General features: G+C 68.2%; 16 protein-coding genes. 5 read left to right on the plus strand and 11 right to left on the minus strand.

Going from position 1 to position 20,480, the window contains the following annotated elements; all coding sequences use genetic code 11:
* The 3 genes from ABZX92_RS24970 to ccrA all read right to left on the minus strand — a co-directional run.
* On the minus strand, positions 1-2,104 hold a 2,104-nt coding region (locus tag ABZX92_RS24970), incomplete at its 3' end, for a beta-ketoacyl synthase N-terminal-like domain-containing protein (RefSeq protein ID WP_355563864.1).
* A gap of 118 nt (positions 2,105-2,222) precedes the next feature.
* The gene (locus tag ABZX92_RS24975) at positions 2,223-3,437 is read right to left on the minus strand and encodes a cytochrome P450 (RefSeq protein WP_355563866.1); all 1,215 of its coding nucleotides are present in this window, start codon (positions 3,435-3,437) and stop codon (positions 2,223-2,225) included.
* 11 nt (positions 3,438-3,448) lie between these two features.
* The gene (gene ccrA / locus ABZX92_RS24980; RefSeq protein WP_355563868.1) at positions 3,449-4,771 is read right to left on the minus strand and encodes a crotonyl-CoA carboxylase/reductase; all 1,323 of its coding nucleotides are present in this window, start codon (positions 4,769-4,771) and stop codon (positions 3,449-3,451) included.
* 65 nt (positions 4,772-4,836) lie between these two features.
* Between ccrA and ABZX92_RS24985 the strand changes: the two genes are divergently transcribed.
* From ABZX92_RS24985 to ABZX92_RS24995, 3 genes are read left to right on the plus strand one after another with little or no spacing between them, the layout of a single operon-like run.
* Positions 4,837-6,564 (plus strand): ABC transporter ATP-binding protein, encoded by a 1,728-nt coding sequence (locus ABZX92_RS24985; protein ID WP_355563970.1) that lies wholly within the window; start codon positions 4,837-4,839, stop codon positions 6,562-6,564.
* A complete protein-coding gene (locus tag ABZX92_RS24990; RefSeq protein ID WP_355563871.1) occupies positions 6,561-8,447 on the plus strand; it encodes an ABC transporter ATP-binding protein in 1,887 nt (628 codons plus the stop codon). Before ABZX92_RS24985 ends, ABZX92_RS24990 begins: the two co-directional genes overlap by 4 nt.
* A 43-nt stretch (positions 8,448-8,490) precedes the next feature.
* Positions 8,491-8,940, plus strand: a complete 450-nt coding sequence (locus tag ABZX92_RS24995) for a hypothetical protein (RefSeq protein ID WP_355563874.1) — start codon at positions 8,491-8,493, stop codon at positions 8,938-8,940.
* On the opposite strand, the gene ABZX92_RS25000 is transcribed toward ABZX92_RS24995, so the two are convergent.
* The 3 genes from ABZX92_RS25000 to ABZX92_RS25010 form a co-directional block, all read right to left on the minus strand.
* The gene (locus ABZX92_RS25000) at positions 8,937-9,578 is read right to left on the minus strand and encodes a maleylpyruvate isomerase N-terminal domain-containing protein (RefSeq protein ID WP_355563877.1); all 642 of its coding nucleotides are present in this window, start codon (positions 9,576-9,578) and stop codon (positions 8,937-8,939) included. The two genes, ABZX92_RS24995 and ABZX92_RS25000, sit on opposite strands and share 4 nt — an antisense overlap.
* 42 nt (positions 9,579-9,620) lie before the next feature.
* Positions 9,621-10,658 (minus strand): GDP-mannose 4,6-dehydratase, encoded by a 1,038-nt coding sequence (locus tag ABZX92_RS25005; protein ID WP_355563880.1) that lies wholly within the window; start codon positions 10,656-10,658, stop codon positions 9,621-9,623.
* A 73-nt stretch (positions 10,659-10,731) separates the two neighbouring features.
* Positions 10,732-11,451, minus strand: coding sequence for an alpha/beta fold hydrolase (locus ABZX92_RS25010; protein ID WP_355563882.1), 720 nt, complete (start codon positions 11,449-11,451; stop codon positions 10,732-10,734).
* Between the two features lie 70 nt (positions 11,452-11,521).
* Between ABZX92_RS25010 and ligD the strand changes: the two genes are divergently transcribed.
* Both ligD and ABZX92_RS25020 read left to right on the plus strand, forming a co-directional pair.
* On the plus strand, positions 11,522-12,466 hold the full coding sequence (gene ligD / locus ABZX92_RS25015) for a non-homologous end-joining DNA ligase (RefSeq protein ID WP_355563885.1): 945 nt from the start codon (positions 11,522-11,524) through the stop codon (positions 12,464-12,466).
* Positions 12,456-13,370, plus strand: a complete 915-nt coding sequence (locus ABZX92_RS25020; protein ID WP_355563887.1) for an ATP-dependent DNA ligase — start codon at positions 12,456-12,458, stop codon at positions 13,368-13,370. The genes ligD and ABZX92_RS25020 overlap by 11 nt, the downstream gene beginning before the upstream one ends.
* Here the strand turns inward: ABZX92_RS25020 and ABZX92_RS25025 are convergent.
* The 5 genes from ABZX92_RS25025 to ABZX92_RS25045 all read right to left on the minus strand — a co-directional run bounded on the left by ABZX92_RS25025 (position 13,349) and on the right by ABZX92_RS25045 (position 20,473).
* On the minus strand, positions 13,349-14,095 hold the full coding sequence (locus ABZX92_RS25025) for a hypothetical protein (RefSeq protein WP_355563890.1): 747 nt from the start codon (positions 14,093-14,095) through the stop codon (positions 13,349-13,351). The genes ABZX92_RS25020 and ABZX92_RS25025 overlap by 22 nt on opposite strands.
* Positions 14,092-14,979, minus strand: a complete 888-nt coding sequence (locus ABZX92_RS25030) for a hypothetical protein (RefSeq protein ID WP_355563893.1) — start codon at positions 14,977-14,979, stop codon at positions 14,092-14,094. The genes ABZX92_RS25025 and ABZX92_RS25030 overlap by 4 nt, the downstream gene beginning before the upstream one ends.
* A gap of 612 nt (positions 14,980-15,591) precedes the next feature.
* Positions 15,592-17,280 carry an ABC transporter family substrate-binding protein gene (locus tag ABZX92_RS25035; protein WP_355563896.1) on the minus strand — a complete coding sequence of 563 codons (1,689 nt, stop codon included), beginning with the start codon at positions 17,278-17,280 and terminating at the stop codon, positions 15,592-15,594.
* A gap of 86 nt (positions 17,281-17,366) precedes the next feature.
* Positions 17,367-19,496, minus strand: coding sequence for an ABC transporter ATP-binding protein (locus ABZX92_RS25040; protein ID WP_355563899.1), 2,130 nt, complete (start codon positions 19,494-19,496; stop codon positions 17,367-17,369).
* Positions 19,496-20,473 (minus strand): ABC transporter permease, encoded by a 978-nt coding sequence (locus ABZX92_RS25045; protein WP_355563902.1) that lies wholly within the window; start codon positions 20,471-20,473, stop codon positions 19,496-19,498. The genes ABZX92_RS25040 and ABZX92_RS25045 overlap by 1 nt, the downstream gene beginning before the upstream one ends.
* Positions 20,474-20,480 lie beyond the last annotated feature (7 nt).

Consider the following 20,480-nt stretch of genomic DNA (forward strand, 5'->3'; position numbering starts at 1 on the left):
GGGTGTGCTGGGTCTGGTCGAGGGCTTCTTCGTCGTCGCCCCAGATGATGTTCTTGAGGTTCGGGTCGAGGTGCCTCAGGACCGCGTCGAACGCCTCGGCGAAGACCGGGAAGCGCGCGTACAGGTCCTTGCCCATGCTCGTGCGCTGAGCGCCCTGGCCGGTGAACAGGAAGGCCTGCTTGGTGCGGGCGGCGGTGCCCTGGGTGAGGCCGGGCGCGGGGGTGCCGTTCGCGAGGGCTTCGAGGCCGGTGCGGAGGTCGCCGACGATGGCGGCGCGGTAGTCGAACGACGCGCGGGTGGTCGCGAGAGAGTAGGCGAGGTCGAGGCTGTCGTGGGCGCCGGCGGGGTCGCGCGCGCCGGCGGGGTCGTGCGCGCCGGCCGGGTCGTGCGCGCCGGCGGGGTCGTGCGCGTTGGCCGGGTCGTGCGCGTTGGCGAGGTCGTGCGCGCGGGCGGGGCCGTGCGCGCTGGCCGGGTCGTGCGCGTTGGCCGGGTCGTGCGCGCTGGCCGGGTCGTGCGCGCTGGCGGGGTCGTGGGCGGGGCCGTGGGCGTCGACGGCGGACAGCAGGCGCTCGGCCTGGGCGCGCAACGCCTCGCGGGAGCGGCCCGAGATCAGGAACGGCACGGCGCCGGGCTCGATCGACGTGGCGCCGGCGCTCGGAATCGATACGGATTCGCGGGCCCCCTGGGGGGAGCCACCCCCCATCCCAATCGTCTCAGAGGGGTCTGACAGTTCCTGGCCGGCCGGTTCTGGGGCGGGCGCTTCCTCGATGATCGTGTGGGCGTTGGTACCCGAGAGGCCGAACGAGGAGACGGCGGCGCGGCGGGGCTGGCCCGTGGCGGGCCAGGGGGTGGTCGTGGTGACCAGCTGGACGGCGCCCGCGTCCCAGTCGACGTGGGTCGAAGGGGTGTCGACGTCCAGGGTGGGCGGGACCACGCCCGCGCGGATGGCCATGATCATCTTGATCACGCCGGCCACGCCCGCGGCGGCTTGGGTGTGGCTGATGTTGGACTTGACCGAGCCGAGCAGCAGGGGCTGTGCGGCCGAGCGGCTGCGGCCGTAGGTGGCGAGGAGGGCCTGGGCTTCCACCGGGTCGCCCAGGACGGTGCCGGTGCCGTGCGCTTCGACGACGTCGATCTGGTCGCTCGACAGGCGGGCGTTGACCAGGGCGGCCTGGATGACGCGTTGCTGGGAGGGGCCGTTCGGGGCGGTCAGGCCGTTGGAGGCGCCGTCCTGGTTGACCGCCGAGCCGCGCAGCACGGCCAGCACCTCGTGCCCGTTGCGGCGAGCGTCCGACAAGCGCTCCAGCACCAGCATGCCGACGCCCTCGGACCAACCCGTGCCGTCGGCCGAGTCGGAGAAGGAGCGGCAGCGGCCGTCGGAAGAAAGGCCGCCTTGGCGCGAGAACTCCACGAAGGTCGCCGGGTTGGCCATGACGGTGACACCGCCGGCCAGAGCCAGAGACGACTCCCCCGCGCGCAGTGACTGCATCGCTAAATGCATTGCCACGAGAGAAGAAGAGCAAGCCGTATCCAAAGTCACCGAAGGGCCGACGAAGCCGAGGGTGTAGGAGATGCGGCCCGAGATCACCGAGTTCGACGAGCCGAGCAGGACCATGCCCTCGCCGCCCTCGCCGGGGCCGAGCTGGTAGTCCTGGTTCATCGCGCCCGCGAAGACGGCGGTCGAGGAGCCCTTCAACGCGTGCGGGTCGATGCCCGCGCGCTCCAGGGCCTCCCAGGTGACCTCCAGCAGCACGCGCTGTTGCGGGTTCATGCCGAGAGCTTCGCGCGGCGAGATGCCGAAGAAGTCGGCGTCGAACTCGCCCGCGCCCTCCAGGAAACCGCCCTGGTCGCTGGACGACAGGGCGAGCATCTCCGGGTCCCAGCCGCGATCGGTCGGAAACGCGCGGATGCCGTGCTCGCCGTTCACGACCATCTGCCACAGATCTTCGGGACTGCGCACCCCGCCGGGGAAGCGGCAGCCGATGCCCACGACGGCGATCGGTTCCGACGCGGCCGACTCGAGGTCCTGCAGGCGCCTCTTGGTGCGCTGAAGGTCCGTACTGGCCCGGCGGAGGTAGTCCCGGAGCTTCTGTTCGTTGTCCATCCCTCAACCCATCTCGAGACGCGACCTGTCAGGAATCCTCGCGAAGAAGCGCCTGGCATACCCCTAGAAACGACCAGGGGCGCCCCTACCACGAGGGGCGCCCCTGAATCGAAAGCACTTACCAGGTAACGGGAAGCTCCCGCAGTGAGTAGACGATGGCACCGTCGCGGAAGCGGAGTTCGTCGGCGGGTTTGGCCAGAGCCAGCGTGGGAATGCGGGTGATCAGAGTCAGCAGAGCGACCTGAAGCTCCACCCGGGACAGGAACTTCGCGATGCACGAATGGATGCCGTGCCCGAAAGCCAGCGGAGTCGAGTCCTTGCGCGTGATGTCCAGCGCATCGGCGTCAGAATAGACGCTTTCATCGCGGTCGGCGGAGGACAACAGGGCGATGATCCCCTCCCCCGCCTTGATCGGCTGTCCCGCGATCTCCAGGTCCACTTTGGCCACCCGTCCGACGCCGCACTGCATGACGTTCTGGTGCCGCAACAGCTCCTCGACGGCACCCACGATCAGATCCGGGTTCTCACGCAGCTTCGCGAGCTGTTCCGGGTGCTCCAGCAGCGTCAGGATGCTCAGTGCGATCGACGACGCCGTGGTGTCGTAGCCGGCCGAAAGCAGCATCATGCCGATGACCACGGCTTCTTCGCGTTTCAGCTCGCCCGCGGCCATCTGCTGAGACACGAGACGGCCCAGCACGTCGTCGGTCGGCTCTTTTTCCTTCTGGGCCACCAGCTTCGTCAGGTAGCCGAACAGGGCACCAGCCGCGGCGTTGCGGTGAGCCTGCGACGACGTGGTTTCCACCAGGGTGTTGATCCAGCGGCCGAACGCGAGGCGGTCCTTGTAGGGCACGCCGAGAAGCTCGCAGACGACGGTCAACGGGATCGGCCGCGCGAAGTGCGTGACCAGGTCGACCGGCTGCGGCAGCTTCAGGATCGCGTCGATCCGCTCGTCCACCAGCTTCTGCGCCGACGGACGGACCTCCTCGGCCTTCTTCTTGGTGAACATCGACATGATCATGCGCCGATACCGGGTGTGGTCCGGCGGGTCCACCGTCACGAACGCGCCCGGCTGGGGGTCGACCGGGAACAGGTACCGCGGGTAGCCGGGGTTCATCACCTCGGCCGAAAACCGTTCCGTGTCAGCCAGCAGCGCCCGCACGTCGTGATACCGGGCGACCAGCCAGGCCGTGTCGCCCGCCGGTGTCGTCACCTTCTGCACCGGGCGGTCGGCGCGCAACCGGCCGTACTCCGGCGGCAGGTCCAGCGGGCGGTGCGGGTCGCGGGCGAACGGGAACGGGCACGCCGAAGCCGGCGCGATTACTTCTTCCGTCATCGCGGGAACCTTCAGGTAGAGGTGCGGAATCGGTTGATCGCGCCGAGATTTCTGTCGCGCAGCTCGTGGTCCAGCACGCCGAGGCCCTCGGACGGCGCCAGGCACAGCACGCCGACCTTGCCCTGGTGGGCGTTGCGGTGCACGTCGTGCGCCGCCTGGCCGGTCTCGTCGAGCGAGTACACCCTGGACAGTGTCGGGTGAATCTTCCCCTTGGCCACCAGGCGGTTCGCCTCCCACGCCTCGCGGTAGTTCGCGAAATGAGAGGACACGATCGACTTCAGGTTCATCCACAGGTACCGGTTGTCGTACTGGTGCAGATAGCCGGACGTGGACGCGCAGGTGACGATCTTGCCGCCCTTGCGCGCGACGAAGACGGAAGCACCGAACGTCTCCCGGCCGGGGTGCTCGAAGACGATGTCCGGATCCTCGCCGCCGGTCAGCTCGCGAATCCGCGCACCGAAACGCTTCCACTCGCGCGGATCCTGCGTGTGCTCGTCCTTCCAGAACCGATACCCCTCGGCAGACCGGTCGATGATCAACGAAGCGCCCATCGCCCGGCAGAGCGCGGCCTTGTCCGGCGATGACACAACACAGACAGGAGTCGCGCCGCCGTTCAGCGCGAACTGAGTGGCGTAGGAACCGAGCCCACCGGAAGCACCCCAGATCAGGACCGTGTCGCCCTGCTTCATGTTGCCGCCGTTGACCGACACGAGCTGCCGGTACGCGGTGGAGTTCACGAGACCGGGAGAAGCGGCTTCCTCCCACGTCAGATGCTCGGGCTTCGGCATCAGCTGGTTCGCCTTGACCAGCGCGAGATCCGCCAGACCGCCGAAGTTCGTCTCGAAGCCCCAGATCCGCTGCTGCGGGTCCAGCATCGAGTCGTTGTGGCCGTCCGGGTGCTCCAGCGGCACGTCCAGGCAATGCGCGACCACCCGGTCACCCGGCTTCCACACGGACACACCAGGCCCGACCCGCAGCACAACACCGGCCAGGTCCGAACCCACCACGTGGTACGGCAACGCATGCCGGCCACCAAGCCGGCGAAGGAACCCGAACGTCGACACCGGCTCGAAGATCGAGGTCCACACGGTGTTGTAGTTGATCGCGGACGCCATCACCGCGACCAACGCCTCACCCGGAGCCAGCGCCGGCGTCGCGACCTCGCGGACCTTCAACGACCGCCGCGGATCCTTGTCGCGAGTCTCCAGACCCGCGAACATCTCGGCGTCGCTCTCCTCGACGACGACGGCGCGGTAGCTGTCGGGCACCGGTAGCGCCTCGAAGTCCCGCGCCACCGCGTCGCCCGATTCGATGGCGCTGAGGATTTCGCTCATGCACTAGACGGTAGGAGAGCGAACGCTAGGGAATCTCCGTGAGAAACTGCGGTCTGCTGGACCGCGTGCTCGTCAGATTCCTGAACCACCACCTCCGGCCGTACCGGGGAACACTCGTGCTCCTGGTGGTGCTGCAGCTGGTCCAGACCGCCGCTACCCTGCTGCTGCCCACGCTCAACGCGCAGATCATCGACAACGGGGTGCTCCTCGGCGACGCCGGCTACATCTGGAGCACCGGACTCACCATGCTCGGCGTGGCCGCCGTGCAGATCCTCACCGCGAGCGGCGCCATGCTGCTGAGCTCCCGCGCGTCCGCCGGTCTCGGCCGTGACCTGCGGCAGAAGGTGTTCCGCAAGGTCATGAGCCTCAGTGCCCGCGAGGTCGACCAGATCGGCGCGCCGTCGCTGATCACCAGGACCGTCAACGACGTCGGGCAGGTCCAGAGCATCGTGCTGACCACCGCGGACGTCGCGGTGTCGGCGATCATCATGTGCGCCGGCGGCGTCGCGCTGGCGCTGGTGCAGGACGTGCCGGTGTCCACGATCCTGATCGCGCTGGTCGCGATCGTGATCGTCGGCCTGGTTCTGATGCTGGGCAGGCTCTCTCCGTTCTACGAGGCCATGCAGCGCTTCCTCGACCGCATCAACCACCTGCTGCGCGAGCAGATCACCGGGGTGCGGGTGATCCGGGCGTTCGTGCGGGACCCGCACGAACGCGGCCGCTTCGACGCCACGAACCGCGACCTCTACGGCACCTCGCGCCGGGTCGGCCAGATCATGGCGGCGATGCCGGTGATGGTCATGACCATCATGAACGTGCTGACCATCGCGATCATCTGGTTCTCCGGCCACCGCATCAACGACGGCAGCATGCAGCTCGGCGCACTCCTCGCGCTGCTGTCCTACATCACCCTGATCATCGTCGCGATCATCATGGCCATGCTGGTGTTCACCGAGGCCCCGCGCGCCGCGGTGTCGGCGGGCCGGGTGAACGAGGTGCTACAGGCGGAATCCAGCATCAAACAACCCGAAAAGCCCCTGACAGCAAGGCGAACACGCGGGCATCTGGAGCTGCGTGGAGCCACGTTCGGCTACCCCGGTGCCGAGAAACCCGTGCTGCGGGACGTCGACCTCGTGGCGCGGCCGGGCGAGACGATCGCGATCCTGGGCAGCACGGGCAGCGGCAAGTCGACGCTGCTGTCGTTGGCGCTCAGGCTCTACGACGTCACCGGCGGCCAGGTGCGGATCAACGGCGTCGACATCCGCGACCTCGACCCGCTGGCACTGCACGAGGTCATCGGGTACGTGCCGCAGAAGGCACACCTGTTCAGCGGCACGATCGCGTCGAACCTCCGCTACGGCAAGGAAGACGCGACCGACGACGAACTGTGGCACGCGCTGGAGATCGCGCAGGCCGCCGAGTTCGTCCGGCCGCTCGGCCTCGACGCACCGATCACCCAAGGCGGGTCGAACGTCTCAGGTGGACAGCGGCAACGGCTCGCCATCGCCAGGACGCTGGTGCGCAGGCCCGAGATCTACCTGCTCGACGACTGCTTCTCCGCGCTCGACCTCGGCACCGAGGCCCGCCTGCGCAGAGCCCTCGCCCACGAGCTCGGCACCGCCACCATCCTGCTGGTCACCCAGCGGATCAGCACGGTCGAGGCGGCGTCGCGGGTCGTCGTGCTGGAGGACGGCCAGGTCGTCGGCTCCGGCACGCACGCCGAGCTCATCGCGACCAGCCAGACCTACCGGGAGATTGCCCTCTCCCAGCCTGTTGGAGGGGCCGTCCGATGACACTGCTCGCCGATCCCGCACCAGCCACCGAGCTCGAAGCACCGCGTGAACCGAGTACCACGAAACGACTGTTCGGGTTGCTGTTGCCGTACAAAGGCAAGATCGTCGCGATCGGCTCGCTCGCGGTCGTCACGATCGGGCTCAACCTGCTCGGCCCGATCCTGCTCGGCCGCGCCACCGACCTCATCTTCACCGGCCTGGTCAGCCGCGGCCTGCCCGCCGGCGCGACCCAGGAGCAGATCCTGGCCCAGCTGCGCGACCAGGGCAAGGACACGCTCGCCAACGTCATCAGCACCGTCCACGTCGTCCCCGGCCAGGGCGTGGACTTCCCCGCGCTCGGCCAGCTGCTGCTGATCATCCTCGGCCTGTACGTGGTCGGGTCGCTGTCGATGCTGGCGCAGGGCTGGGTCGTCAACAACATCGTCCAGCACGCGGTCTACCGGCTGCGCGAGGACATCGACGCGAAGCTGACGCGGCTTCCGTTGTCCTACTTCGACCGCAACCCGCGCGGCGAGGTGCTCTCCCGCGTCTCCAACGACGTCGACAACCTGCAGCGGACCGTGCAGCTGTCGATCGGCCAGATGCTGACGAGCGTCGTCAGCGTCGTCGGCGTGCTGGCGATCATGCTGGTGATCTCCGTCGAACTCGCGGTGCTGGTGCTGATCTGCGTGCCGATCGCGCTGGTGCTCGCGGCGTGGATCTCCAAGCGCGCCATGCCGAAGTTCGCCCAGCAGTGGCAGTCCACCGGCGCGCTGAACGCGCACGTCGAGGAGATGTACAGCGGGCACGCGCTGATCACCGCGTTCGGCCGGCAGGAGCAGGCCGCGCAGGAGTTCGCCGAGCGCAACGAGACCATGTACCGGTCGTCGTTCAGCGCGCAGGCGATCTCCGGGCTGATCGGGCCCGCCACGCGGTTCATCACCGACCTCAACTACGTGCTCGTGGCCGTGGTCGGTGCGCTGCGAGTCGCCACCGGCAGCGTGTCGATCGGTGACGTGCAGGCGTTCATCCAGTACTCCGGCATGTTCTCCCGGCCGATCATCGACGTCGCGAACTTCTCCGGCCAGCTGCAGTCCGGAATCGCGTCCGCCCAGCGGGTGTTCGAGCTGCTGGACGAGCCGGAGCAGTCGCCGGCGCCCGCCAGCCCGGCAAAGGTCTCCCCGGTGCGCGGCCACGTGGAGTTCTCGCACGTGTCGTTCCGGTACGTGCCGGAGAAACCGCTGATCGACGACCTGTCGCTCACCGCCTCCCCCGGTCAGCTCGTCGCGATCGTCGGGCCCACCGGTGCGGGCAAGACGACGCTGGGCAACCTGCTGCTGCGGTTCTACGACCTGCAGAACGGCAGAATCCTGTTGGACGGCACGGACATCACGACGATGACCCGCGAGGACCTCAGGTCCGCCATCGGGCTGGTGTCGCAGGACACGTGGCTGTTCGAGGGCACGATCGCCGAGAACATCGCCTACGGACGGCCCGGCGCGACCCGCGACGAGGTCGTGGAGGCGGCGAAGGCCATGTGCGTGGACCGGTTCGTGCGGTCGCTGCCCGACGGCTACGACCACCTGCTCGACGAGGAGCACGGCGGGCTGTCCGCGGGTGAACGGCAGCTGATCACGCTCGCCCGCGCCTTCCTCGCCCAGCCCGCGATCCTGCTGCTGGACGAGGCCACGTCGTCGATCGACACCCGCACGGAAGTCCTGATCCAGCAGGCCATGACGTCGTTGCGGGCGGGCAGGACGAGCTTTGTGATCGCGCACCGCTTGTCCACGATCCGCAACGCGGACCTGATCGTCGTGATGGATCAGGGTGCGGTGGTGGAGCGCGGCACGCACGAGGAACTCATTGCCGCCAACGGGTTCTACGCCCGCCTCTACACCGCCTGAAATCGTTCGTCACCGGGCCGGCGGCCGTGTCACGCTCGTGCGCATGCACATCGACACGCCGCTCGGCCCGGTGACGTTCGCGGTGGAGCCCGGCGCGGACGTGGCCGTCCAACGGGCGGAGCCTCAGGTTCCCGGCCACTTCCCGGCGGTGACGCTGTGGACCGCGACTTTCACCGCGGACCAGACCGGGGTGACCGTCACCGCAGGCCTGACGGCCACGGCATCGGACGTCACAGGCGGGCCCAGCTCCGGGGAGTGGCTCGACGCCGTCACGCTCGAGAACGGCGAGGCGGCCGTGTCCATCGGCGGGCCGGACGAGGACCGTCTGCGCGAGGAGTCGGGAGTCGAGGGCAGCGTCGAGTACGTGGACGACCGCACGATCACCTGGCGGTTGCCCTCGGCGGCGGAGCTGACCATCGCGGTGGCGTGGAGCGAGCCCACCGAGCATCCGGCGTCCTGGTTCGCGGTCGGCCTGCCGTTCGAGAAGCGCTAACCCAGCACGAACGGGATCGCGAGGTCTCCCAGCTCGGCGCGCTCCGCTTCGGTCGGGGCGCGCCGTCCCGTTCCCACCAGCAGAACATCCGCGTCGGACCACGATGCGGGGAACGCGCCGGCGATCTGCTCCAGCATCTCGCGGCACCGGGCCAGCGCCTCCGCGGGCGGACCAGCAGCATCCGGCAGGTGCATCACCAGGTCGAGGTGGTGCAGCGTCCACTCCCAGACGTACGCGCCCAGGAACCCCGACGTGCACAGCACCATGTCCTGGGTGCTGACCTTGAGCGTCGGATCGGCCAGCTCAGCGGCCCGCAACGCCGCCTGCCCCACGTCGTCCACGTGGTGCTTCAACATCCACGGCTCGCCGTAGGCGGCGGCCAGCCGGACGATCAACGCCGACAACGGATCGTCGGACGGCGAACCGGAAACCTTCCAATACGTCACCGAATCGTGCGTGACGGCGTCCGCGGTCGGCGTCACCAGCGTGATCAGCACGTCCTGCGCGTCGATCACCAGATGGCACACCAGATCCCGCACCAGCCAGCCCTCACACCCCGTGGGCCGGGCGAAATCGTCGTCCGTCAGTTCGCCCACCGTTTTGAGAAGCGCCCCCAGCGCCCGCGAAAAAAGATCCACAGCCGCAAAACTACAGCGGCTGTGGATCCCGGGCAGATGGATCTACCAGCTGGCGGCGGCCAGCAGCTCGCCGTACTGGTGCTCGGTGGCGACGTGCTTGAGGTCGGCCTCCACCATCATCTTCATCAGCGACGAGAAGTCGACCTCGGGCTTCCAGCCGAGCTCACCGCGCACGCGGGTGGTGTCGGCGCAGAGGATCTCGACCTCGGCCGGGCGGACGAGGACCGGGTCGATGTAGACGTGGTCCTCCCAGTTGAGGCCGACGTGCTCGAACGCCAGGCGCACGGCGTCGCGCACCGAGTGCATCTCGCCGGTGCCGACGACGTAGTCCTCCGGCTCGTCCTGCTGCAGCATCAGGTGCATGGCACGCACGTAGTCGCCGGCGAAACCCCAGTCGCGCAACGCGTCCAGGTTGCCCAGAGCCAGCTTGTCCTGCAGGCCCTGGGCGATCTTCGCGACACCGAGGGAGATCTTGCGGGTCACGAACTCCGCGCCGCGCCGCGGTGACTCGTGGTTGAACAGGATGCCGCCGACCGCGTACATGCCGAACGACTCGCGGTAGTTGCGGGTGATGAAGTGGCCGTACGCCTTCGCCACGCCGTACGGGCTGCGGGGGTGGAAGATCGTGGTCTCGCGCTGCGGCGTCTCGGCCGCCTTGCCGTACATCTCCGACGAGGAGGCCTGGTAGAAGCGGATGTTCTTGGCAGACGCGCCGTTGTGGCGGCTGCTGGACAGACCCGAGACGATGCGGATCGCCTCCAGCACGCGCAGCACGCCCATGGCGTTGACCTCGGTGACGAGCTCGGCCTGCTGCCACGACATCGGCACGAACGAGATGGCGCCGAGGTTGTAGACCTCGTCCGGCTGCACCAGGTCCACAGCGGACACCAGCGACGCCTGGTCCATCAGGTCACCGTCCACGAAGGACAGTTCGGACATCAGCCGCGAGACCCGCATCTTGCGCGGGTTGGCCTGGCCCCTCATCAGTCCCCAGACCTGATACCCCTGCTTGAGCAGGTGTTCGGCGAGGTACGACCCGTCCTGGCCGGTGATCCCGGTGATCAGTGCCCGCTTGGTCATCCCGTTTTCCTCTCATCACCTTACAACTTGGTCCGACACGGGACGGACCTGAATCCCTTGCAAAATTAGGGGTTCAGGCACTAGGTGATTCGCCGGAAACAAGGGCGGCGACCGCGCTTCTGTTGTCCGACAGAAAGAAATGGCCGCCGGGGAACACGTTCAGCGAGAAAGCACCTGCAGTTCGTTCACGCCACAACGAGACCTCGTCCACCGAGGCCTTCGGATCGGCGTCCCCGGTCAGCGCGGTCAGCGGGCACGACAACGGCGGGCCCGGCCGGTAGCGGTAGGTCTCCGCGGCCCGGTAGTCGGCGCGGATCGCCGGCAGCACCATCCGCACCAGCTCCTCGTCGTCGAACACGCGTGCGTTCGTGCCCGCGAGCCGCCGCACCTCCGCGATCAGGCCGGCGTCGTCCCGGAGGTGCACGCGGTCGTCCCGGACGATCTGCGGCGCGCGCCGCCCGGAGACGAACAGGTGGTCGGGCTCCACGCGCAGAGCGACCTCGAACGCGATCATCGCGCCCATGCTGTGGCCGAACAGGTGCAGCGGCCGGTCGCGGGTCAGCAACCCCGAAATCTGGTCGGCCAACGTCCGGATGTCGTCCAGCAACGGCTCTGACCTGCGGTCCTGCCGCCCCGGGTACTGGACGGCGACCAGCTCGCACCGGCCGGAGAAGTGCTGGGCGAACGGCTGGAACCAGCTCGCCGCCCCTCCCGCGTGCGGGAAGCACACCAGCCGAGGAGCACCCTCAGGAGCCTCGCAGAATCGCCGGAACCACAGGCCGGTATCAACCATGGACGCCACGTCCGCCAGCGAAACACCGTTCGGGCTGAGGAAACGCCTGGAAACGGTTAGGTTGGGCAGCATGGGCAAGTCTCCGGCTGTGGAGCTCGAGGTGGAGGACCGCGTCGTGCGGATCTCCAACCCCGACCGCGTCTACTTTCCCGCGCGCGGCGAGACGAAACTGGATCTCGCGAACTACTACCTGTCCGTCGGCGACGGAATCGTCCGTGCGCTGCGGGAACGGCCGTGCATGCTGCACCGCTTCCCCGAAGGCGTGACCGGCGAGAAAGTGCACCAGAAAAGGCTTCCGAACGGCGCACCGCCGTGGGTGCGGACCGTCCGCGTGCATTTTCCGCGCTACAACCGCCATGCGGACGAACTGTGCGTCACGCACGTCGCCGACGTGATCTGGGCCGTGCAGATGTCCACTGTGGAGTTCCACCCGTGGAACTCCCGCGCGGCCGACACGGAGAAGCCGGACGAGTGGCGCATCGACCTCGACCCCGGCGAGACCTGCACGTTCGACCGGGTGCGCCGCGTGGCGCTCGTGGCGCAGGAGGTGCTGGCGGAACTGGGCGCCACGGGGTTCCCGAAGACGTCCGGCAGCAAGGGCCTGCACATCTACGTGCGGATCAAGCCGGACCACGGCTTCCAGGACGTCCGCAAGGCCGCGCTGGCGTTCGCGCACGAGGTCGAACGCCGCGCACCCGACGACGTGGAGACGACGTGGTGGCGCAAGGACCGCGACCCGTCGCTCGTGTTCGTGGACTACAACCAGAACACGCGCGACCGCACGATCGCGAGTGCGTATTCGGTGCGTGGCTTCCCCGAGGCGACCGTGTCGACCCCGATCCGCTGGGACGAGGTCCCGGACGTCGACCCGCGCGAGTTCACCATCGCGACCGTGCCGAAGCGCTACGCCGAGCTGGGCGACCTGCACGCCGGCATCGACGACGCGGTGTGGTCGATCGAGCCGCTGCTGGAGTGGGCCGCGCGCGACGAGCTCGAGGTGCCCGATGAGCAGTAGCGAGATCAAGTTCTCCAGCCTCGACCAGCCGCTGTTCGGCGGGACGGTCAAGGGCGACCTGGTGGAGTACCTGGACTTCGTCGCCGACCGGTTCGTGCCCGTCCTCCAAGGCCGTCCGCTGTCGGTGTGGCGGATCCTGCGCGGCCAGGACCCGTTCATGCAGAAGAACGTCCCCAAGTACACGCCGGACTACGTGAAGACCGTCGAGATGTGGGCGGAGACGTCGCACCGGCAGATCAAGTACGCGTTGTGCGACGACAAGCAGACGCTGATGTGGTTCGCGAACCAGCGCGCGGTCGAGTACCACGTGCCACTGTTCCTGGGCGACCACCAGACGCACATGGTCCTCGACATCGACCCGCCAGAGGGTTCCGGTTTCGACGTCGTGGTGCGGTCGGCGTTCCTGATCAAGAACGCACTGGCCGACGCGGGCCTGGAAGGCGCCGTGAAGACCAGCGGCGCCAAGGGCGTGCACATCTTCGTGCCGCTCGACAAGCACGACCCCGACGACGTGGCCGCGGCAACCCGGGCGGTGGCGGCGAGAGCCGAGAAGCTCGGGCCCGAGATCGCCACCACCGCCTACATCCGGGCCGAACGCGGCGGGAAGGTGTTCCTGGACTCGACCCGCGCGTGGGGCGCCACGGTCGTCGCCGCCTACAGCCCGCGGCTGCGCGACGGCCTGCCGATCTCGTTCCCCCTGCCCTGGGACGCGCTCGAGGACGTCACCCCGGCCGACTTCACCATCAGGACGAGGTTCGACGGCGACCCGTGGACCGAGCTGATGCCGAAGCCCCAGCGGCTGCCGGAGGACCTGATCGCCGAGGGCCACACCATCCCGGTCGCACGCGTCGTCGCCATGCACGAGGGCAAGCGCCGCAAGAATCAGCGGGAACGCGAGAAGTAAGCCGCTCCCACAGCCAAAAGCGTCAGCACGACGTGGGCGACCCTGGTGAAGTCCAGCGAGCTCACGTAGGCGTATTCGGCTGCCCGCATGAGCAACACAGCCGCGACGGTGAGCCGTGCGGCGAGCTTCGCCGAGCCGGTCAGCGCGATCTCGGCGAGCGGCACGACGACCAGCAGCGGCAGGAACGCCAGGTTGTACGGGTAGAAGCCCGGTTCCATCGCCCAGGCGGCGTTGACCAGCAACAACGCGGGCGCGATCGCGTCACGCCAGCTCTCCCGCAGCGCAAAGCCCGCCCATCCCACGAGCACCACCACGACGATCCAGAAGATCACCGCCCACACCAGGTCGCGTTCCTGCCCGAGCAGCGCCAGCGCCTCCACCAGCAGCACGCCCATCGCACCGGCGCCCAGCACCGCCGCCACGGCCGAAGCCCGCAAGAACACGAGCACGGCCAGCACGAGCGCCACCACCTGGAACGGACCGCTCGCGCCCGCCAGCAGACCAGCCGCACCGCCGAGGAGCCCCAGCACCAGCCCAGGCACCCAGACTCGATCGGACCAGGCCATGACGAACAGCCCGGCCGCGAGCAGCCACGGCAGAGCCCAGGCGAGAAACGCGGTCGCCGGAGTCAGGTCGTTGACGAGCGGCTGGATCACACCGTCGTCCAGCGTCACGGTGCCGAAGACGACCGCCACGAACGCGAGTCCGGCGACAACGCGGGTCACGACGGGTCGGACCCCCGGAACGCACCCCACCACAGTCCCAGAGCGGCGACGACCACCGTCGCCGTGATCCAGCCCGTGAACCCGCTGCCGTCCACATAGGCCCAGAACAGGCCCACGATCGGCGCGGGCACCAGGAAAACCGAGTCCACCCGCAGCTGAGCCAACAGTCCCCGAGGCGCCCGTGTCTCCGGATCGGGCTGCGTGGGGTTGTCGACCCGGCGACCACGCGGATGCTTCACCACCGGACGCCCCGACGGGTAGAGGGTCACACCGTCGACAACGGCAACGCGCCCACCCCGCAGCGAGACGTCAACGGGCGACGGCAACGTCACGAGCACCGGGTCGTAGTAGACCGGCAGCCACCGCTCGACCGGCCCGTCGATCTCCAGCCACGACCGGACCATCAGCCCGGACTGCAACCGGATCCGCCGCACCGACACCGTCTCGGCGGCAGCACGCGCAGAACGAACAGCCAGCAACAGCCGCACCGCACCGGCCAGCACCACCAGTATCGCCACCGCGATCGAGAACGTCACGCCGCCCAGCGCACGATCGGTTTCCAGCAACAGGTCCGCACCGGGAATCACGGCCCGCGAAGGGTCGGCGGGATCGAACGCCACCTGCGTCTGCTTCCCCACGATCCGATCGCCGTCCTCGTACGGGACACGCGCCGAACCGGACGGCCACCGCACCGAGACCGCACCGTCCGAATAGGACACGACGTCGCCCTGCGAACGCGAGGTCATGGAGGACAACAAGTCGCGATCGGACGAATACGCGAGCCACGACAGCAACGCGACCACAAGGCAGACGAGGAGCACGAGAGCGGTCGCGGCGATTCCGTGGCGGAGGGCGCGAACCGGCTGAGAGGTCTGGGAAGTCATCGCGCGGCCATCGTAACCGGCAAGCGGAAAGCCGTGTCCGCGCTGGGCCCCCGCGCGGACACGGCCCTGGAGTTCAGCCTCAGACGTTGACGCAGGCCGTGTTGACCAGGTCGTACCGCCCGCCGCCGAGTGCCTTCCACAGCTGAGCGCACGCCTGACCGGGTCCGACGCCGCTACCGGTGATCATCGGGCGCACCTCGTCGGTGCTGTTCACGTCGAGCCCGCCCGCCCGGTCAGGTGGATGTGCCCGTAGATCTCGGGGTTGAGCGCCATGTCGTGGTACCCGGTGACCTGGTAGAAGTGGCCGTCCTGCCAGTCGCTGTCGATGCAGACACCGGACGGGGCACAGCCCGGAATCGGAGCCGCCGACGCCGACGCGACCGTGACACGGTGGTGATCGCTGCCGCCGCGACGAGCGCGCTGACTGCGGTGCGCGTCTTGAACATGAGAAAAATACCCCGCGAATGCAGTTGAACCAACAGTGCCCGTTCAGTGGCACACGGTGACCACAACGGCGTCCGGGGAGCGATGATCCACAGTTGCACGACACAACGGCCCGGCAGGCGCGAAGCCTGCCGGGCCGTTGTGGCACAACCGGTACAGCGAACTACATCAGGCCGTGAAGCCCATGTGGATGTAGTCGTACGGACGGTTCGCGTACGCGACGGCGCCCATGTTGGCGACGTTGCTCTTGATCGCGACCGCGCCGGGCAGCTGGTAGAGCGGCAGCTGAGCGCCGAGCTCCCAGATCTTCTTGTCCGCCTCGTTGGTGATCTCGGCGCGCTTGGCGTCGTCGAGCTCACCGTTGGCCTGGTCGAGCAGCTTGTTGACCTCTTCCGAACCGATGTGGCCGTAGTTCTGGTTGGTGCTGGCCGGGTCGAGGTAGTAGATGCCCTTGCCGTCCGAGATCGGCGTGGCCGAGGCCAGCCAGCGGAAGCCGGTCATGTCGAAGTTGCCGACGTTGACGTACTGCTTGAAGAAGTCGGTCGACGGCACGGCCTGGATGTCGACCTTGGCGCCGACGTCCTTCAGCTGCGACTGCACGAGCTTCGCGATCTGGTCGGAGACGGGGTTCGGCGTCGGGATGACGTAGCGGACGGTGAGGTCCTTGCCGTCCTTCTTCCGGGTCTCACCCTCGAGCTTCCAGCCCAGCTCGTCGAGCTGCTTCTTCGCGGCTTCCTTGTCGAACGACGCGATGGACGAGTTGTCCTTGTACTCCTTCGTGCCCAGCAGGAAGAAGTGGTTACCGGTGACCTGCGCGTCGCCCTTGAGCATCTGGCCGAGCAGCGCGCGCGTGATGACCTTGGTGTCGATACCGCGCATCAGCGCGACGCGGAGCTTCGCGTCCTTGAGGATCGACGTGTCCGCACCGTTGAAGGTGATGTGCGAGTAGTCCGGCGTGATCGCCTGACGGATCGTGACACCCTGCATCGCCTTCGCCTTGGTGAAGTTGTCGATGCTGGAGCCGATGTCGAAGTAGTCGATCTGGCCGTTGGCGAGCGCGTCCGCGAGCGCGGGGCGGTCGACCTGACGGAACGTGATCTTGTCGAGCTTCGGCTTGTCGCCCCACCACGCGTCGTCGCGGACGACGGTGACGGTCTTGCCGGTGAGGTCGATCGTGCCGATCTTGAACGGACCGGAGGTGATCTTCGGCTGGTCCGCCCAGCCCTTGTTGAACTCCTCGGCCGTGGCGTACGCGGCCTTCGGGTAGAGGGGCGAGAACAGGCCCTTCCACTCGGCGAACTTCTTCTTGAACGTGACCTTGACGTCCTGGTCGGTCGCGCCCTTCTCGACCTTCTCGATGTCCTCGTAACCGGTGGTGCCGGCGACCGAGAAGTCCTTGTTGGTGCCGTTGAGGGCCTTGAACATGCCCTCGAAGTCCTGCCAGTTCAGCTGCGTGCCGTCCGACCACTTGGCCTTCGGGTTGAGCTTGAACTCGAGGACCTGCGGGTCGGTGGACGCCAGCTTCGCCTCGAGCAGGTAGTCCTTGTTGACCTCGATGGTCGAGTCTGCCTTCTGCGTGTACAGGTTCGGCAGCACCGCGTCGATCATCTTGCGGCCGTCGGCGTTGGTGCCGTCGAGCTGGTAGTAGTTCCAGTTGTCCGGCAGCTGGTCGACCGGCCAGCGGAACTCGCCGCCGTCCTTGACCTTGGACGCGTCCTGCGGGTTGATGTCCGCCTGACCGACCGTGCCTTCCGACCCCTTGAGCCCGGAGTCGGTCTTGCTGGGCCCCCCACACGCGGTAAGCGTGAGGGCGACCGCGACCAGCGCGGTCACTCCCACCTTGGTACGTCGACTCACTGTCGTGAACCTCCCTCGTGCCCGGACACCAGTTGCCGGGGACACTGTTCCTTCGTGCTCGCAGGTCATCTGAGGCGACGGATGCATCAGAGGACCTGACGGATCTGAGCGAAGTGGCAGGCGGCCTCGTGGTCGGGGGCCTGGACTTCGCGGAGCGGTTCGACTTCGATGCACTGCCGCTGCTTCTCCGGAGGCAGCTGCGCGTGCAGGAAGCACCGCGTGCGGAACCGGCAGCCGGACGGCGGGTTCGCCGGGCTCGGCAGGTCGCCGGTGAGGATGATCCTCTCCCGCTGGCGTTCCTTGACGGGGTCGGGAATCGGGATCGCCGACAGCAGTGCCTGCGTGTACGGGTGGCGCGGTGCCTCGAACACCGAGTCCACCTCGCCGATCTCGATGATCTTCCCGAGGTACATGACGGCCACCCGGTCCGCGATGTGCCGCACGACGGACAGGTCGTGGGCCACGAACAGGTAGGCCAGGCCGAGCTTGGACTTCAGCTCCTCCAGCAGGTTGATGACACCCGCCTGGATGGAGACGTCCAAAGCGGACACCGGCTCGTCGAGCACGACGAGCTTGGGCTCCAGCGCGAGCGCCCGCGCGATGCCGATGCGCTGCCGCTGACCGCCGGAGAACTCACCGGGATAGCGCGACAGCTGCTCGGGACGCAGGCCGACGAGACGGATCAGCTCCGGCACCCGCCGGTTGATCTCGTCCTTGCCGTAGCCGTGCACCTGCATCGGCTCGGCGATCACGTCGTTGATCGTCAGGCGCGGGTCCAGGGACGCCATCGGGTCCTGGAACACCACCGACATGTCGCGGCGGATCTCGAAGCGGCGCTTGGAGGTCAGCGACGACACGTTGGTGCCGAGCACGGAGATCTCGCCGCCCATGGGCTTCTCGAGACCGAGGATCTCCATCAGCGTGGTGGTCTTGCCGCAACCCGACTCGCCGACGAGACCCAGGGTCTCGCCCTCGCGGACGTCGAACGAGATCCCGTCGACGGCGTGCACGGTCCCGACGCGGCGCTTGAACACCACGCCCTTGTTGACCGCGTACTCCTTGACGAGCTTGTCGAGCTCCAGCACGGTCTCGCGCTGCTCGCGCGGCACCTTGGCGATCTCGGCGTCCTCGACGACCTCGGCACCGAAGATCTCGGCGGCCGCCTCGGCACCCTCGGCGTCGGTCGCGGCGATCTCACCGGTCCTGATGCACGCGGCGTGGTGCTCGGCCGAGCCGTCCACCTCGATCAACGGCGGCTCGGCGGTGTGGCAGGCGTCGACGACCATCGGGCAGCGCGGCGCGAACGGACAGCCCGGGGGCAGGTCCGTGAGCGACGGCGGCTGGCCGGTGATCGGCACGAGCGCCTGCTTCTCGCTGACGTCGAGGCGCGGGATCGAGCCGAGCAGGCCGAGCGTGTACGGCATCCGCGGCTGCTGGTAGATCTCGTCGACCTTGCCGGTCTCGACCGCCTTGCCCGCGTACATGACCATCAGCCGGTCCGCGAACCCGGCGACGACGCCGAGGTCGTGGGTGATGATCACGATGCCCGCGCCGGTGACCTCCTGCGCGGTCTCGAGCAGCTGCAGCACCTGGGCCTGCACCGTCACGTCGAGCGCGGTGGTCGGCTCGTCGGCGATGATCAGGTCCGGGTCGTTGGCGATCGCCATGGCGATCACCGCGCGCTGCCGCATACCGCCGGAGAACTCGTGCGGGAACGCCTTCACGCGCTCGGCGGCGTTCGGGATGCCGACCAGGTCGAGCAGCTCGACCGCGCGCTTTTTCGCCGCGGCCTTGGACACCGCGCCACCGCGGTGCACCAGGATCGCCTCGGCGATCTGGTCGCCGACGGTGTAGACGGGCGTCAGCGCGGACAGCGGGTCCTGGAACACCATCGAGATGCGCCGGCCGCGGATCCTGGACAGGTCCGTGTCGGTGCGGCCGATGAGCTCACGGCCCTGGAACTTGATGGAACCGGTGATGCGCGCGGACTCGGGCAGCAGGCCCATGACCGCGAGCGACGACACGGACTTGCCGGAACCGGACTCGCCGACGATGCCGAGCACCTCACCGGGCGAGACCTGGTAGCTCAGGCCGCGCACGGCCTGCACGCGGCCGGCTTCGCTGGGGAACGACACGTGGAGGTCTTCGACCTGCAGAACCGGTCCCTCGACGACACGATCGGTGGGCGTGTCGAACTGGAGCTCCGAGGTGGTCATCAGGCGGCCTTCTCCTTGGTGTCCTTCTTCTCCCGCTTGCGCACACGCGTGGAGGTGGGGTCGAGCGCGTCACGAAGCCCGTCGCCGACCCAGTTCACCGCCAGCACGAACACGACGAGGAAACCCGCCGGGAACAGGAACAGCCACGGGAAGGTCGTCGCGGACTCGGCGTTGCCGCCGATCAGCGTGCCGAGCGAGACGTCGGGCGACTGCACGCCGAAGCCGAAGAAGCTCAGGCCGGTCTCGGCGAGCACCGCGGAGCCGACGTTGATGGTGGCGTCGATGATCAGCAGCGACGCCATGTTGGGCACGATGTGCTTGGCGATGATCCTGCGCGCCGGCTGGCCCATGAACTTGGCCGCCTTCACGAACTCGCGTTCTTTCAGCGTCAGCGTCATGCCGCGCACGATGCGCGCGGTGATCATCCACTGGAAGGCCGCCAGCATCAGCACCAGCAGCCACCACGACTTGCCCCGGAACCACGGGCTGAGGATGGCGATGATCAGGAAGGACGGCAACACGAGCAGCAGGTCGACCACCCACATGAGCGCCTTGTCGGCGACTCCGAGGAAGTAGCCGGCGGTCGCGCCCACGATCGCCGCCACGGTCGTCGAGATCAACGCCACCAGCAGACCGATGATCAGCGACTTCTGCAGTCCGCGCATGGTGAGCGCGAACATGTCCGTGCCGATCTTGTCGGTGCCGAAGATGTGGTCGGCGTACGGCGGTTCGAGGAACGCGGAGTAGTCGCGGTCCTCGTAGGTCCAGTGCGTCAGCAGCGGGCCGAGGAACGCGAGCAGGTACATCAGCACGATGATGGCCAGGCCCACCAGGGCCAGCTTGTTGCGCATGAAGCGGATGAACACCAGCCGGCCGCGCGTCATCGCCTTGCCCGGTTCGGGCGCGGCGTCGACGGGGCTGCCCGAGGCGGCGCCGGCGGTTCCCGCGGAGTCGCCCTCGTTGAGGATCACGGTCACGTCGTCG

It is taken from the genome of Lentzea sp. NPDC006480 (genome assembly GCF_040611995.1).
Taxonomy (GTDB): Bacteria; Actinomycetota; Actinomycetes; order Mycobacteriales; family Pseudonocardiaceae; genus Lentzea.

Excerpts from the sequence above, each read along its gene's own strand:
- ABZX92_RS25020 (WP_355563887.1), top strand. The coding sequence starts at position 12,456 with ATGAGCAGTAGCGAGATCAAGTTCTCCAGCCTCGACCAGCCGCTGTTC.
- ABZX92_RS25010 (WP_355563882.1), bottom strand. The coding sequence starts at position 11,451 with ATGGTTGATACCGGCCTGTGGTTCCGGCGATTCTGCGAGGCTCCTGAG.
- ccrA (WP_355563868.1), bottom strand. The coding sequence starts at position 4,771 with ATGAGCGAAATCCTCAGCGCCATCGAATCGGGCGACGCGGTGGCGCGG.
- ABZX92_RS24975 (WP_355563866.1), bottom strand. The coding sequence starts at position 3,437 with ATGACGGAAGAAGTAATCGCGCCGGCTTCGGCGTGCCCGTTCCCGTTC.
- ABZX92_RS24995 (WP_355563874.1), top strand. The coding sequence starts at position 8,491 with ATGCACATCGACACGCCGCTCGGCCCGGTGACGTTCGCGGTGGAGCCC.
- ABZX92_RS24990 (WP_355563871.1), top strand. The coding sequence starts at position 6,561 with ATGACACTGCTCGCCGATCCCGCACCAGCCACCGAGCTCGAAGCACCG.
- ABZX92_RS25005 (WP_355563880.1), bottom strand. The coding sequence starts at position 10,658 with ATGACCAAGCGGGCACTGATCACCGGGATCACCGGCCAGGACGGGTCG.
- ligD (WP_355563885.1), top strand. The coding sequence starts at position 11,522 with ATGGGCAAGTCTCCGGCTGTGGAGCTCGAGGTGGAGGACCGCGTCGTG.
- ABZX92_RS25030 (WP_355563893.1), bottom strand. The coding sequence starts at position 14,979 with ATGACTTCCCAGACCTCTCAGCCGGTTCGCGCCCTCCGCCACGGAATC.
- ABZX92_RS25040 (WP_355563899.1), bottom strand. The coding sequence starts at position 19,496 with ATGACCACCTCGGAGCTCCAGTTCGACACGCCCACCGATCGTGTCGTC.